The sequence below is a fragment of the Pseudomonas sp. LS2P72 genome (assembly GCF_054897865.1).
The window spans coordinates 183680-198250 of record NZ_CM142708.1 but is presented as its reverse complement, the minus strand read 5'-3'; the positions used below and the strand labels follow the sequence as shown (position 1 = coordinate 198250).

Annotated in this window: 11 protein-coding genes; 4 read left to right on the top strand and 7 right to left on the bottom strand. The window is 58.6% G+C overall.

What is annotated here, in order from left to right; all coding sequences use genetic code 11:
• Window positions 1-122: 122 nt before the first annotated feature.
• Entirely contained in the window at window positions 123-578 is a 456-nt protein-coding gene (locus tag ACYZUA_RS00800; RefSeq protein WP_007949025.1) for a tRNA (cytidine(34)-2'-O)-methyltransferase, read from the bottom strand.
• Between ACYZUA_RS00800 and ACYZUA_RS00795 the strand changes: the two genes are divergently transcribed.
• Entirely contained in the window at window positions 577-1017 is a 441-nt protein-coding gene (locus tag ACYZUA_RS00795; RefSeq protein ID WP_461961709.1) for a hypothetical protein, read from the top strand. The genes ACYZUA_RS00800 and ACYZUA_RS00795 overlap by 2 nt on opposite strands.
• Window positions 1018-1571: 554 nt before the next feature.
• Here ACYZUA_RS00795 and ntrC read toward each other — a convergent pair.
• The 5 genes from ntrC to glnA form a co-directional block, all read right to left on the bottom strand.
• Window positions 1572-3008 (bottom strand): nitrogen regulation protein NR(I), encoded by a 1437-nt coding sequence (gene ntrC / locus ACYZUA_RS00790; protein ID WP_008149434.1) that lies wholly within the window; start codon window positions 3006-3008, stop codon window positions 1572-1574.
• Window positions 3005-4090, bottom strand: a complete 1086-nt coding sequence (glnL, locus tag ACYZUA_RS00785; RefSeq protein ID WP_008149435.1) for a nitrogen regulation protein NR(II) — start codon at window positions 4088-4090, stop codon at window positions 3005-3007. Before glnL ends, ntrC begins: the two co-directional genes overlap by 4 nt.
• Before the next feature lie 230 nt (window positions 4091-4320).
• Window positions 4321-4941: a DUF4124 domain-containing protein gene (locus ACYZUA_RS00780; protein ID WP_461961708.1), complete on the bottom strand. Its 621-nt coding sequence runs from the start codon at window positions 4939-4941 to the stop codon at window positions 4321-4323.
• Window positions 4938-5447: a DUF4124 domain-containing protein gene (locus ACYZUA_RS00775; protein WP_461961707.1), complete on the bottom strand. Its 510-nt coding sequence runs from the start codon at window positions 5445-5447 to the stop codon at window positions 4938-4940. The genes ACYZUA_RS00780 and ACYZUA_RS00775 overlap by 4 nt, the downstream gene beginning before the upstream one ends.
• Window positions 5448-5745: 298 nt before the next feature.
• On the bottom strand, window positions 5746-7152 hold the full coding sequence (gene glnA / locus ACYZUA_RS00770) for a glutamate--ammonia ligase (RefSeq protein WP_419113757.1): 1407 nt from the start codon (window positions 7150-7152) through the stop codon (window positions 5746-5748).
• Window positions 7153-7482: 330 nt separating this feature from the next.
• Between glnA and thiI the strand changes: the two genes are divergently transcribed.
• Window positions 7483-8937 (top strand): tRNA uracil 4-sulfurtransferase ThiI, encoded by a 1455-nt coding sequence (gene thiI, locus ACYZUA_RS00765; RefSeq protein ID WP_046045569.1) that lies wholly within the window; start codon window positions 7483-7485, stop codon window positions 8935-8937.
• 139 nt (window positions 8938-9076) lie between these two features.
• Entirely contained in the window at window positions 9077-10897 is a 1821-nt protein-coding gene (typA, locus tag ACYZUA_RS00760; protein WP_461961706.1) for a translational GTPase TypA, read from the top strand.
• 322 nt (window positions 10898-11219) lie between these two features.
• Here typA and ACYZUA_RS00755 read toward each other — a convergent pair whose 3' ends face one another.
• Entirely contained in the window at window positions 11220-11663 is a 444-nt protein-coding gene (locus tag ACYZUA_RS00755; protein WP_046045571.1) for a YkgJ family cysteine cluster protein, read from the bottom strand.
• Window positions 11664-11917: 254 nt separating this feature from the next.
• On the opposite strand from ACYZUA_RS00755, the gene ACYZUA_RS00750 reads away from it, so the two are divergent.
• Window positions 11918-14368 carry a glycogen/starch/alpha-glucan phosphorylase gene (locus tag ACYZUA_RS00750; protein WP_461961705.1) on the top strand — a complete coding sequence of 817 codons (2451 nt, stop codon included), beginning with the start codon at window positions 11918-11920 and terminating at the stop codon, window positions 14366-14368.
• The last annotated feature ends 203 nt before the right edge of the window (window positions 14369-14571 follow it).

Sequence of the window (14571 nt, the reverse complement as noted above, 5' to 3'; positions counted from 1 at the left end):
GCACCAAAGCAATTTCAATGTGGGAGCGAGCCTGCTCGCGAATAGGGAGTGTCAGATGACATCAATGTCGTCTGACACACCGCTTTCGCGAGCAGGCTCGCTCCCACATTTGTTATGCGGTGTTATTTAAAGCCCAGCTGGCGCCAGCCTTCGTACACGGCGACCGCCACGGTGTTGGACAGGTTCAGGCTGCGGCAACCTTCACGCATCGGCAGGCGCAGGCGCTGTTCGCCGGGCAGGGCATCGAGCACTTCCGCCGGCAAACCACGGCTTTCCGGGCCGAACAGGAACGCATCGCCCTCGGCGAAGCTGGCATCGTGGAACGGCCGCGAGCCCTTGGTGGTGAAGGCGAACAGTCGAGGATGACCGAGGCTTTCCAGACAGCTGGCAAGATCTGCGTGGCGCTGCAGGGTGGCATACTCGTGGTAATCGAGACCGGCCCGGCGCAGACGCTTGTCGTCCATCTCGAAGCCCAGCGGTTCGATCAAATGCAGGTGGCAGCCACTGTTGGCGCACAGCCTGATAACGTTGCCGGTATTCGGCGGAATTTCTGGTTGGAAAAGGATGACGTGAAACATGCACGGCTCCGAAGGTAAAGATGAGCGGCATTCTACGCCGCCCGTGGACAACCGTTCGAAACTATTCCCGCGAGTGATGGCTTCGCTGGCGATTGTCGGGGTAATGGTGGGGCTGATGATCGGTCGCCTGACCACGCCCGACCCCAGCGAATTGCAGCAGGTCGAGGTCACGAACGACGGGTTGGTGGTGTGGTTCAACAACGAACCCAAGGCTCACGGCGAGTTCGTCGACGGCAGCCTCGCGCTGCTGTTCGAGGCTGAAGGCAAGGCACAGAAAGGTCAGCTCAAGCTCAACGACAAGGACGTGAACTGGCGGGTGCGTTTGAGTGATGGGGGGTTGTTGCTGACGGTGGTGGCGGCCCGGCCGCTGCAGGGCGAGTGGGCCGGTAGTGAGGTCGATGACCGCTGGCGGCTGGAGATCCATCTCCGAGAGCAATAAAAGAGGGAATCCCCGGCCTGCCTGTACCAAGGTCCCCAAAACGGCGGGGCTCGCGCATTGCGTCGTGAGCCCGGTGTAAAGAAGGAACCCCTGACCTGCCTGTATCAAGGGCCCCAAAACTGCTTGGGCTCGTCGCTATTTGCGGTGTGAGCCCGATGTAAAAGAGGGGAATCCCCGGCCTGCCTGTACCAAGGTCCCCGAAACCGGGTAGTGAACTGAATCACTGAATGGACTGTTGCAGGGGGCGTGCCAGGTTTTAACAAGTTGAAACAGAATGTCGCGCTGAAACGTTGAAAGCCCCGTATTCCGGGGCTTTCGTGTTTTTTCGATAGGGGTTCGATTGTGAACTCGGGCGGGGTTTTGGATCTGTTGCCGTGCGCGATTGCGGTTCACGGTGCATTGCGGCGGTGCACGATGGCCCCAAAAGCATCGCGAGCAGGCTCGCTCCCACAGGGTTCAGTGGTGATCACAAAATTGTGAAGCACCCAAAATCCACTGTGGAAGCGAGCCTGCTCGCGATTGGATCTAAAGATCAGCGAAGAGCCAAAGGTTGTTTAACCCTCATCCCCCTCATCATCATCCCCACCATCAACCTTCATCCCCAATTCCTTGATCTTGCGCGTCAGGGTATTACGCCCCCAACCCAGCAAAACCGCAGCATCGCGGCGGCGGCCGGCGGTGTGTTTGAGGGCGGTTTCGATCATGATCCGCTCGAAGGCCGGCACGGCGCTGTCGAGCAGGCTCGACTGGCCGCGAGCCAACGCCTGATCAGCCCACTGGCGCAGCGCTTGCTCCCAGTTGGTCACCGGCGCCGAATCCTGCGGCAGGTTCAGCAGCTCCGGCGGCAGGTCGCTGATGTGCACTTCGCGACCCGAAGCCATCACCGTGATCCAGCGGCAGGTGTTCTCCAGCTGACGCACGTTGCCGCCCCACGGCAGGTTCTTCAGGTATTCCTCGGTTTCGCTTTTCAGCAGCTTCGGTTCCACCGCCAGTTCTTGCGCGGCGCGACTGAGGAAGTGCTTGGCCAGGGTCGGGATGTCTTCGCGACGGTCCGACAACCGTGGAATGTGGATGCGGATCACGTTGAGGCGGTGGAACAAGTCCTCACGGAATTTCCCGGCGTGCACCAGGGTTTCCAGATTCTGGTGAGTCGCGGCGATGATTCGCACATCGACCTTCACCGGCACATGACCGCCGACGCGATAGAACTCGCCGTCTGCCAACACCCGCAGCAAACGAGTCTGGGTGTCTGCCGGCATGTCGCCGATTTCATCGAGGAACAGCGTGCCGCCGTCAGCCTGTTCAAAGCGCCCGCGACGCAGGTTGGCCGCGCCGGTGAACGCGCCTTTCTCATGGCCGAACAGCTCGGATTCCATCAGGTCTTTCGGGATCGCCGCCATGTTCAGCGCAATGAACGGCGAAGCCGCCCGTGGACTGTGACGGTGCAGCGCGTGTGCCACCAGCTCTTTACCGGTACCGGATTCGCCGTTGATCAGCACCGTGATGTTGGAGTGGCTCAAGCGCCCGATGGCGCGAAACACTTCCTGCATCGCTGGCGCTTCGCCGATGATTTCCGGGGTACGGGTCAAGGCGACCGGGACTTCCAGGCCTTGCTGTTCCTGAGCGTGCTGGTTGGCGCGCTTGACCAGCGACACCGCTTCGTCGACGTCGAACGGTTTTGGCAGGTATTCGAACGCGCCGCCCTGATAGGACGCGACAGCGCTGTCCAGATCGGAGTGAGCGGTCATGATGATGACCGGCAGCCGTGGGTGTTGTTCGCGAATCCGCGCCAGAAGGTCCAGACCGCTGGCACCCGGCATGCGGATGTCGGAGATGATCACGTCCGGCTGCTGGCGCGCCAGGCGGCTCATCACGCCATCGGCGCTGTCGAAGCTTTGCGTGGTCATGCCTTCTTGCTGCAAGGCTTTTTCCAGGACCCAACGGATAGAACGGTCGTCATCGACGATCCACACGGTTTCACTACGGCTCATGTCGATGTGGCTCCTTGTTCCAGTGGCAGAAAGATCGAGAAGGTGGTGTGGCCTGGATGGCTGTCACATTCGATCAGGCCCTGGTGCTGGCTGATGATGTTCTGGGTAATGGCCAGGCCCAGCCCGGTACCGTCCGGGCGGCCGCTGACCATCGGAAAGAAGATGGTTTCCTGCAATTCCGCGGGAATGCCCGGGCCGTTGTCGATGATTTCGATCTTGGTCACCAGACGATGTCGCACGTGGCCGATGGTGAACTGGCGCATGGCGCGGGTGCGCAGGCTGATGCGGCCAAGGCGCAGCTCGTTCTGGCTGCTGATGGCCTGCATCGCATTTCGCACGATGTTCAGCACGGCCTGAATCATTTGTTCGCGGTCGATCAACACGTCGGGAATGCTTGGGTCGTAGTCGCGCACCAATGTGATGCAGCCCTGGCTTTCGGCCTCCACCAGGTGACAAACGCGTTCCAGAACTTCGTGGACGTTGCACATCGCCAGTGACGGCAGCTTATTGGAACCGAGCATGCGATCGACCAGATTGCGCAGGCGGTCGGCCTCTTCAATGATCACGTTGGTATAGTCACGCAGGCTTTCTTCCGGCAGTTCGCGGGCGAGCAATTGCGCCGCGCCGCGAATCCCGCCGAGAGGATTCTTTATTTCGTGAGCGAGGCCGCGCACCAGCATCTTGCTGGTTTCCTGCTTCGACAGCTGCGCCTCTTCCTTGGTGATTCGCAGCAAGCGGTCACGGGGGTGGACTTCCAGCAGCAGCATCGTGGCGCCGTTGGCCAGGATCGGTGTTACTGCGTAGTCGACGGTCAGCGTCTGGCCGGTGAGGGCGGTGAGCATCGCCTCGCGCTTGGTGAAAGGGTGCGCCTGCTGGACCGCTTGGCGCAGGGAGTTCAGCGCCTCGGTGGATTCGGTGAACAACTCGCTGATGAACTGTCCATGGCTACGCTGACCGCTGATGGCCAGGAGCATCTCCGCTGCCGGGTTCATGTACTCGAGGCGCAGTTCGGCGTCGAGCAGAATGGTGGCGGTAGTCAGGTTGTCGAGTAGCAATCGATGCAGTGCGTCGCTAATGGTCATCAGGACCTCTTTTGGAGCAGGGCATGCGCGTGAATAACGCGCCGATACAAGGAAAATGCAAAAAACAAACCAAGGCTCCGAAAAGAAGCGTTTAAGGCCTGAAACGGGCGTTTGACGCTCGTTTGCGTGGCGTTCTGCCAGCTTTGGCGGGTACTTTCGAACCAAAATGGGTTGGGATGTGAGTACGGTGCATCCAAATGCACCAATATAGTGCGCAAAGTTGAGCGGCGTTAAAAGAAACGCAGGAAGGGATTTTTTTCTTCTACGGGTTTGTCTTTGAGCGGACATTCCGGCCGTTGGCCGTAGTCGGCGAGGGCGCAGGGTTTGACCTGGCGCTTCTGCGCGAGGGAGATGCGCAGCATGTGGAACGGCTGATTGGCTGTGCGTTCGACCGTGCGGCCCTGCTCGTCGAGGATTTCAACGGAGAGGTTATGGCTGCCGCGATCGATGTTGCTCAGGGCGAACACCGGGCTCAGGCCGGGCGCTGCGGTGGGTTGGCCGTCGAGCAGCAATCGGTAGTGATGGCCGCGTTGCAGGCCGGGTTCGCTGGTGACGCTGACAATAATCTCGCCAGCACTGCTGCGCACCGTAGCGTCTGGCTCCGGCACCAGTACTCTCAGCATGTCGTAGTGGAACTGTGGTTTTGTATCGGCCTTCTTTCCCGCCATCACCGGTGCTGCGCCGCCAGGGTTAGCGGACATGCGGTTACTCGTCGCCATGGGCACGCGCTTGGCGTTGCCGGAACCTGGCTGATCGGTGTAGACCCGATTGCCCTGGGCGTCGACGTAGGTGAACACCTCGGCCGCCACCGGCAGGGTGATCAGGCAGGTAATCAGCAGCCACAGCCTCACGGCTTATGCGCCCGTTGCACGGTGAATGTCACGGTGGGGCTTTGCTGCACGAGGTTTTCCCCGTCGATCACCTGCACCGCAAGGCTATGGGTGCCGCGGTCAATATTGACCAGTTGCAGGATCGGCACGTTGCTCGGCTGGCCGTAAGGTTGATCGTCCAGCAACAGCCTGAACAGATGCGGGCCTTGCAGGCGGGGTTTGATCAGCACGTTGACGGTGAAGGTGCCGTTGTTGGCACGCAGCGCTTCGGTAGTGGGCAAGTTGGTCAGCTCCAACACCTCGTAAGCGCTATGCGGCTGTTCGCGGCTGGTGGCTTCGACAGGTGGCGCAGAAGGGGCTTGGGGCTCGACACTGTTAAGCGGCGGCAACTCGACCGGCTGAGCCTTCACGCCATCGGGCGGTTGGTTGCTGTAGGCGGTGTTGCCGTCGGCGTCGGTGTACTTATAGATCTGCGCTGCGGCGGGCAGGGCGATCAGCAGCAACATCAGTAGAAAACCACGACCCATAAAATTGACCGGAAGCGAAGGCGTTGGGTTGCAGCATAGGTCAGGGGCGCGAGTTAGCCCAAGTTGTAAACATTTGGGCATGGTTTACCAAATCACCCAAACACCGCATAACCCCTGTGGGAGCGAGCCTGCTCGCGATGGTGGCGGATCATCCAGCATCAATGTTGAATGAACGAATGCTATCGCGAGCAGGCTCGCTCCCACAGGGGTTCTTCGTCAGGCCTGAATCACGCCCACAAAAAAGGCCTCCCGAAGGAGGCCTCTCTTTTGTCACGCCGCTTGCGCAGGCGCTACTGGATCAGCAGCTGTAGTACAGCTCGTATTCCAGTGGGTGTACGAAGGTACGAACCTTGATTTCTTCTTCGCTTTTCAGAGCGATGTAAGCGTCGATGAAGTCGTCGCTGAAAACGCCGCCCTTGGTCAGGAACGCACGACCTTTGTCCAGCTCTTCCAGGGCTTCTTTCAGGCTGCCGCAAACTTGTGGGATCTCTTTCGCCTCTTCAGGCGGCAAGTCATACAGGTTTTTGTCAGCAGCGTCGCCAGGGTGGATCTTGTTCTGGATACCGTCCAGGCCGGCCATTACCAGGGCAGCGAAGGCCAGGTACGGGTTGGCTGCCGGATCCGGGAAGCGAGCTTCGATACGGCGAGCGCGAGGGCTGGACACGTAAGGAATACGGATCGAAGCGGAACGGTTGCGAGCCGAGTAGGCCAGCATTACCGGAGCTTCGAAACCTGGGACCAGACGCTTGTAGGAGTTGGTCGACGGGTTGGTGAAGCCGTTCAGCGCCTTGCCGTGCTTGATGATGCCGCCGATGAAGAACAGAGCGGTGTCGGACAGGCCGGCATAGCCTTCGCCAGCGAAGGTGTTCTTGCCATCTTTGGCGATGGACAGGTGAACGTGCATACCCGAACCGTTGTCGCCGTACAGCGGCTTAGGCATGAAGGTCGCGGTGCGGCCGTATGCATCAGCAACGTTGTGTACGCAGTACTTCAGGGTTTGAACTTCGTCAGCCTTGGCAACCAGGGTGTTGAACTTCACGCCGATTTCGTTTTGGCCAGCAGTTGCCACTTCGTGGTGGTGAACTTCGATGACCAGGCCCATTTCTTCCATGGCGTTGCACATGGAGGTACGGATTTCGTGGTCGTGGTCGAACGGCGGAACCGGGAAGTAACCGCCTTTGACGCCTGGACGGTGGCCTTTGTTGCCGCCTTCCACGTCCTGGTCGGACATCCACGAACCTTGTTCGGAGTAGATCTTGAACATCGAGCCGGAGATGTCGGACTTGAACTTCACTTCGTCGAAGATGAAGAACTCAGGCTCTGGACCAACAAATACGGTGTCGCCGATACCGGTCGACTTCAGGTATTCCTCGGCACGCTTGGCGATCGCACGTGGGTCACGGTCGTAGCCTTGCATGGTCGAAGGCTCGATCACGTCGCAAACCAGGATCAGGGTTGGCTCTTCGGTGAACGGGTCGAGAACGGCAGTGCTGTCGTCCGGCATCAGGATCATGTCGGAGGCTTCGATGCCTTTCCAGCCAGCGATGGAGGAACCGTCGAACATTTTGCCTTCTTCGAAGAAAGCTTCATCCAGCGCGTCGCGAGCCGGCATGGTCACGTGGTGCTGAGTGCCTTTGGTGTCAGTGAAGCGCAGATCAATCCACTTGACGTCATGATCTTTGATGAGTTGAACCGACTTCGACATAGTGTCCTCCGGGTGGCTTCGGGCTTAGTAGTGGATGCCCTTAGAATGTGGGTGATGCCGGCGCGAATACTCTGCCAAGGCAACCTGCCTCACAAGGGAGCAAATTGCATGCCAGTGCCCCACCATGGGTTTTTTGCCCCAATTTCACGCTTATAAAGGTGCAAAGCGGAGCAAAGCAGGAAATAGCGCCCTGTAATGTGGCGTCAAATCCCACAAATGACCTGTTTTGGTGCGCGCAAAACCTTCTGCACATTAACTGGTTAAACCTTGAGCAATTTCCGCTATAATCCGCGCCCCCCTTTTTCGGCTGGCCCAGCGCGCGCTGTTTTCATGAAACTAATCGTAAAAGTCTTCCCTGAGATCACCATCAAGAGCCGCCCGGTACGGATGCGTTTCATCCGCCAGTTGGCCAAAAACATCCGTACCGTGCTCCGCGACCTGGACCCGGCTGTGGTGGTGAACGGTGTGTGGGACAATCTCGAGCTGGAAACCCGCGTCAGCGAGCCCAAAGCCCTGAAGGAGATGACCGAGCGCCTGAGCTGCATGCCGGGCATCGCGCATTTCCTGCAGGTCGATGAATACCCGTTGGGCGACTTCGACGACATCGTCGCCAAGTGCAAACAGCACTTCGGTGACGCGTTGGCCGGGAAGATTTTTTCGGTGCGCTGCAAGCGTGCCGGCAAGCATGAATTCAGCTCGATGGACGTCGAGAAATATGTCGGCAGCCAACTGCGTCGTCAGTGCGGCGCCGCCGGAATCTCGCTGAAAGAGCCGGAAATAGAAGTCCGCCTCGAAATTCGCGACAAACGGTTGTTCGTGATCCACAGCCAGCACAACAGCATCGGCGGTTATCCGCTGGGTGCCCTGGAACAGACGCTTGTTCTGATGTCCGGTGGCTTCGATTCCACCGTCGCCGCTTACCAGATCATGCGCCGCGGGCTGATGAGCCATTTCTGCTTCTTCAATCTGGGCGGACGAGCCCATGAACTGGGCGTTATGGAAGTCGCGCATTTCATCTGGAAGAAGTACGGCAGCTCCCAACGCGTGTTATTTGTCAGTGTGCCGTTCGAGGAAGTACTGGGAGAAATTCTCGGGAAAGTCGATAACAGTCATATGGGCGTAGTTTTGAAGCGTATGATGTTGCGCGCTGCTTCCCGTATTGCCGATCGGCTGGAGATCGAAGCGCTGGTCACCGGCGAAGCGATTTCCCAGGTGTCGAGCCAGACGCTGCCGAACCTGTCCGTGATCGACTGCGTGACCGACAAGTTGGTCTTGCGTCCGCTGATCGCCAGTCACAAGCAGGACATCATCGACCTGGCCAACGAAATCGGTACTGCCGACTTCGCCAAGCACATGCCGGAATACTGCGGGGTCATCTCGGTGAACCCCAAGACCCACGCCAAGCGTCCACGCGTGGAGTACGAAGAACAACAGTTCGACATGGCAGTACTTGAGCGTGCGCTCGAGAACGCCAAACTGGTGCCGATCGATCGCGTGATCGACGAATTGGGCCAGGATTTGCAGATCGAAGAAGTCAGCGAAGCGCTGGCTGGTCAGATCGTCATCGATATCCGTCATCCGGATGCCGCTGAAGATGACCCGCTGGGCCTCGTTGGCATTGAGGTACAAACGATGCCGTTTTATGCATTGAACGCTCGTTTCAAGGAACTGGACCCTACTCGCCAGTACCTGCTGTATTGCGACAAAGGCGTGATGAGTCGCCTGCATGCCCACCATTTGCTCAGTGAGGGGCATGCCAATGTGCGCGTTTATCGACCGAGCTAAGAGCCCGGGGCTGTATGCCTGTGGCCTGCGTCACCGGCCCCCCGACTCTGCCGTCAAGCTGTAACGGCAAGGCCTGACTCTACTGTAAATCGCTGCCAAGACTTGTCAGCACACCGAATCCTCTGATCGAGATACACAAGTGATCGAAAATCTACGCAACATCGCCATCATTGCTCACGTTGACCATGGTAAGACCACCCTGGTAGACAAACTCTTGCGTCAATCCGGCACCCTGGAGCGCAACGAGCTCAACGACGAGCGCGTGATGGACTCCAACGACCAGGAGAAAGAGCGCGGTATTACCATTCTGGCGAAAAACACCGCCATCAACTGGAACGGCTACCACATCAACATCGTGGACACCCCGGGCCACGCCGACTTCGGCGGCGAAGTTGAACGCGTAATGTCGATGGTCGACTCCGTTCTGCTGCTGGTTGACGCTCAAGACGGCCCTATGCCGCAAACCCGTTTCGTGACCAAGAAGGCTTTCGAAGCCGGCCTGCGTCCAATCGTGGTGATCAACAAGGTTGACCGTCCAGGCGCGCGTCCGGACTGGGTTCTGGACCAGATCTTCGACCTGTTCGACAACCTCGGTGCTACCGAAGAACAGCTGGACTTCAAAGTTGTCTACGCCTCGGCCCTGAACGGCATTGCCGGTCTGGAACACACCGCCATGGCTGAAGACATGACCCCGCTGTACCAGTCGATCGTCGACAACGTACCTGCGCCGAAAGTTGACCGTGACGGTCCGTTCCAGATGCAAATCTCGGCACTGGACTACAACAGCTTCCTGGGCATCATCGGCGTTGGCCGTATCGCTCGTGGTCGCATCAAGCCTAACACTCAGGTTGTAGCGATCGATGCTGACGGCAAGCGCCGTAACGGTCGTATCCTGAAGCTGATGGGTCACCACGGTCTGCACCGTGTAGACGTTGACGAAGCAGCAGCAGGCGACATCGTCTGCATCAGCGGCTTCGATTCGCTGTTCATCTCCGACACTCTGTGCGACCCACTGAACGTCGAAGCGATGAAGCCGCTGACCGTTGACGAACCAACTGTTTCCATGACCTTCCAGGTTAACGACTCGCCGTTCTGCGGTCGTGAAGGCAAGTTCGTCACCAGCCGTAACATCAAAGAGCGTCTGGACAAAGAACTGCTCTACAACGTTGCTCTGCGCGTTGAAGAAGGCGACACCGCCGACAAGTTCAAAGTCTCCGGCCGTGGTGAGCTGCACCTCTCGGTACTGATCGAAACCATGCGTCGCGAAGGCTTCGAAATGGGTGTTGGTCGTCCGGAAGTAATCATCCGCATGGTTGACGGCGTCAAGCACGAACCGTACGAAAACGTGACCATCGACCTGCCAGAAGAATCGCAAGGTTCGATCATGGAACAGATCGGTATCCGTAAGGGCGACCTGACCAACATGGTTCCGGATGGCAAGGGCCGTGTGCGCCTTGAGTACAACATCCCGGCTCGTGGCTTGATCGGTTTCCGTAACGAGTTCCTGACCCTGACCTCCGGTGCAGGCATCCTGACCTCGATCTTCGACCGTTACGACGTGATGAAGTCCGGCGACATGTCCGGCCGTCAGAACGGCGTGCTGGTTTCGGTGGCTACCGGTAAGGCTCTGACTTACTCGCTGGAAACCCTGCAAGCTCGCGGCAAACTGTTCCTGGGTCACGGTGAAGACGTGTACGAAGGTCAAATCGTCGGCATCAACAGCCGCGACAACGACCTGGGCGTTAACCCAACCAAAGGCAAGAAGCTCGACAACATGCGTGCTTCGGGTAAAGACGAAACCATCGCTCTGGTTCCGCCTATCCGTTTCACCCTGGAACAAGCTCTTGAGTTCGTGCAAGAAGACGAACTGTGCGAAGTCACTCCTAAGTCCATCCGTCTTCGTAAGAAGATCCTGGGCGAAAGCGAGCGTACCCGCGCTGCCAAGAAAGCCGGTAACTGAGTTTCGACTTAGTTAGCAGCTAAAAAAAACGCCCCCGACCGCAAGGTCGGGGGCGTTTTTGTTTGTCTGGGGAAGGGAAAATTGATGGTGGAGTTCAGAATCTCGGATGACTTGGGATCGACCCCTCACCCTAACCCTCTCCCCAAGGGGTAGAGGGGACTGACCGAGTTGTTCTTTCGAGATACATCGACCTGAAATATCGAGTCGAACTCAGGTTTGAAAAGCTTGAAGATCTGCTCCCTTTCCCCCTCTCCCCACTGGGGAGAGGGCTGGGGTGAGGGGTGGTTCTCAAGAACGGCGCAGAATTAGCCCTTAGCCTCGATCAGAACTTCTCGAGCGTCCGACGGCTCTCACTGCTCTCTCGCGCCACTTCTTTCGGCTTATACGCGCAATACCCCGGACGCGGCCCGATTTTCGGGTGGTTGCGGCAAGTATCCGGGCGCTTTTCATAAATAGTGCACAGGCGGCTCTTACGATCCAGGTACAGGCAATCGTTGTTGCTCATGCGCTGAAGGGTGAAGATCTCGGACTTCTGGTTGTAACGCTCGACGATCCCTTCCTTCTGCAAGCGCTTGGCGATGTTCTTCGGCGGCTCGCCGCGCTCGAATTCATCGACGATGCCGATACGGATCAGATCCTTGATCTTGACCTCGACCGGCAGGGTGCAGCAGCTGGAAACGCACGAACCACACATCGGGGCGGAGTACTTGGCCCAGGTATCGAGGCGATCGATCTCCGCGGCGGCGATCAGGTTGGACTTCATCATCGGTTGTTACCAGCGTGCATCAGGGCGCGCGATCATACCGGGACTGGTGGATTTTTGAACAACCTTTCGCCAGATTTTTTCGTAGTCCGCCCAGTAACACCTGTAACCCGGCACGGCCCCTGCATTCTTTCCGGTGCGCGGCAAGGTAATGTCGATCTATCTCACACTAACGGGAAAAACTGCCGAACCAGAGTTCCAACGGCCTGTCAGACCATCTAGGCTCAACTACTCCACGCTCGCTCGAGGTCCTATCAATGACTCAAGAACCACTTGTTCGCGAAGCAGAGGTGGCCGCATTCCGCGACGCCGTCTTGACCAAACTCACCTACGCGGTGGGCAAAGACCCGGATCACGCCTTCGACCACGACTGGTTCGAAGCCATTGCCCTGGCGGCGCGCGATCACATGGTCGAGCACTGGATGGATCACACCCGGCAGATCTACCGCAAAGGTCAGAAGCGGGTTTATTACCTCTCCCTCGAGTTCCTGATCGGCCGGTTGCTCTACGACAGCCTGAGCAACCTCGGCCTGCTCGATGTCGCCCGCGAAGCCATGACCGAACTCGGCGTCGATATTGAACGCATCCGCCTGCTGGAACCCGACGCAGCGCTGGGCAACGGCGGCCTCGGTCGTCTGGCCGCATGCTTCATGGAAAGCATGTCGACCCTCGGAATCGCCGGCCACGGTTACGGCATTCGTTATGAACACGGCTTGTTCCGCCAGGCCATCGTCGACGGCTGGCAGCAGGAACAGACCGAACACTGGCTGGATTTCGGTAACCCTTGGGAGTTCGAACGACCAGAAGTCGTTTACACGATCGGCTTTGGCGGCAGTGTCGAAACCGTCACCGACGAATCCGGTAAATCCAAGCAAGTCTGGACCCCGGTGGAAACCGTTCGCGCGATTGCGTATGACACACCAGTTGTCGGCTGGCGCGGGGCGAGCGTCAACACGTTGCGCCTGTGGCGCGCCCGGGCCATGGAAGATTTGCACCTGGAACGCTTCAACGCCGGTGACCACTTGGGCGCCGTGGCAGAAGTCGCCCGGGCCGAAAGTATTTCTCGAGTGCTCTACCCGGCGGACAGCACCGAAGCCGGCCAGGAACTGCGTCTGCGTCAGGAGTATTTCTTCGTCGCCGCGTCCTTGCAGGACTTGCTGCGCCGTCATCGCAACATGCACACCTCGGTCCTGACCCTGGGCGATCATGCCGCGATCCAGCTCAACGACACCCACCCTTCGATTGCCGTGGCCGAATTGATGCGGCAACTGGTCGACGTCTATGACGTCGCGTGGGATGCGGCATGGCAAGTCACCGTCGACACGCTGTCCTACACCAACCACACCTTGCTTCCGGAAGCGCTGGAAACCTGGCCGGTCGGTTTGATGGAGCGGATGTTGCCGCGGCACATGCAGATCATTTATTTGATCAACGCCCAGCACATCGATTCGCTGCGGGCCAAGGGTATCCATGACTTCGAGGTCCTGCGTGCGGTATCGCTGATCGAGGAAGACAACGGTCGCCGCGTGCGCATGGGCAACCTGGCGTTCCTTGGCTCCCACAGCGTCAACGGCGTATCCGGCCTGCACACGCAGCTGATGCGCAAAACGGTGTTCTCCGAACTGCACAAACTCTACCCGGACCGGATCAACAACAAGACCAACGGCATCACCTTCCGCCGCTGGCTCTACCAGGCCAACCCGGAGCTGACCGCGATGATGGTCGATGCCCTCGGCCCGGATCTGCTGGACAACCCCGAAGAGCGTTTGCTCGGTCTGGAACCATTCGCCGAGAAAGCCGCGTTCCGCAAGGCCTTCGCCGAGCAGCGGCTGCACAGCAAGAAAGCTTTGGCGTACATCATTCACGAGCGACTTGGCGTTGCGGTCAACCCGGCGGCGATGTTCGACGTGCAGGTCAAACGGATCCACGAATACAAACGTCAGTTGCTTAACCTGTTGCACACGGTTGCGCTGTATCAGGCGATTCGCGCCGAGCCGGAAATCGATTGGGTGCCGCGGGTGAAGATCTTCGCCGGTAAGGCCGCGGCCAGTTATCACCAGGCCAAGTTGATCATCAAACTGACCAACGACATCGCCCGGGTGGTGAACAACGACCCGACGGTCCGCGGTTTGCTCAAAGTGGTGTTCTTGCCCAACTACAACGTCAGTCTGGCGGAAAGCATCATTCCGGCAGCGGATTTGTCGGAGCAGATTTCCACCGCAGGCTTCGAAGCCTCGGGCACCAGCAACATGAAGTTCGGCCTGAACGGCGCGCTGACCATCGGCACCATGGACGGGGCCAACGTCGAAATGTCCGAACGCATCGGCGTCGAGCACATGTTCATCTTTGGCCTCAGCGCTCAGCAGGTTGAAGCGCGCAAGCAGAACCATGAGTTCAATGCGACGCCGGATATTGCGGCATCCCACCGGCTGAATGACGTGCTGCAAGCAATACGCAGCGGGGTGTTCTCGCCGGATGATCCTTCCCGTTACACAGGATTGATCGATTCGCTGATCGACTACGATCGCTTCCTGGTCTGCGCCGATTTCGACTCTTACTGGGACGCGCAGATGCGCGTTGAAGCCCATTGGCACGATTCGAAGGAATGGTGGCGTTCGGCGGTGTTGAGCACTTCCCGGATGGGCTGGTTCTCGTCCGACCGGACCATTCGCGAGTACGCCACGGATATCTGGAAAGCGTTTGAGTAACTTTTAGCAATAATTACGAGCAAGGCCCGACGGTTGTTGGGCCTGGCCGATATACTGAGCGTCAGTTTGCCGAATATTTCAGTGACCGCTGCGCGGTCAATCGCGGGCAAGCCTTGCTCCTACAGGGATCGCGTTCTTCTGTAGGAGCAAGGCTTGCCCGCGATGACGTCAGCGCAGACGCCACAAGGCAATGGGCCGCTTAG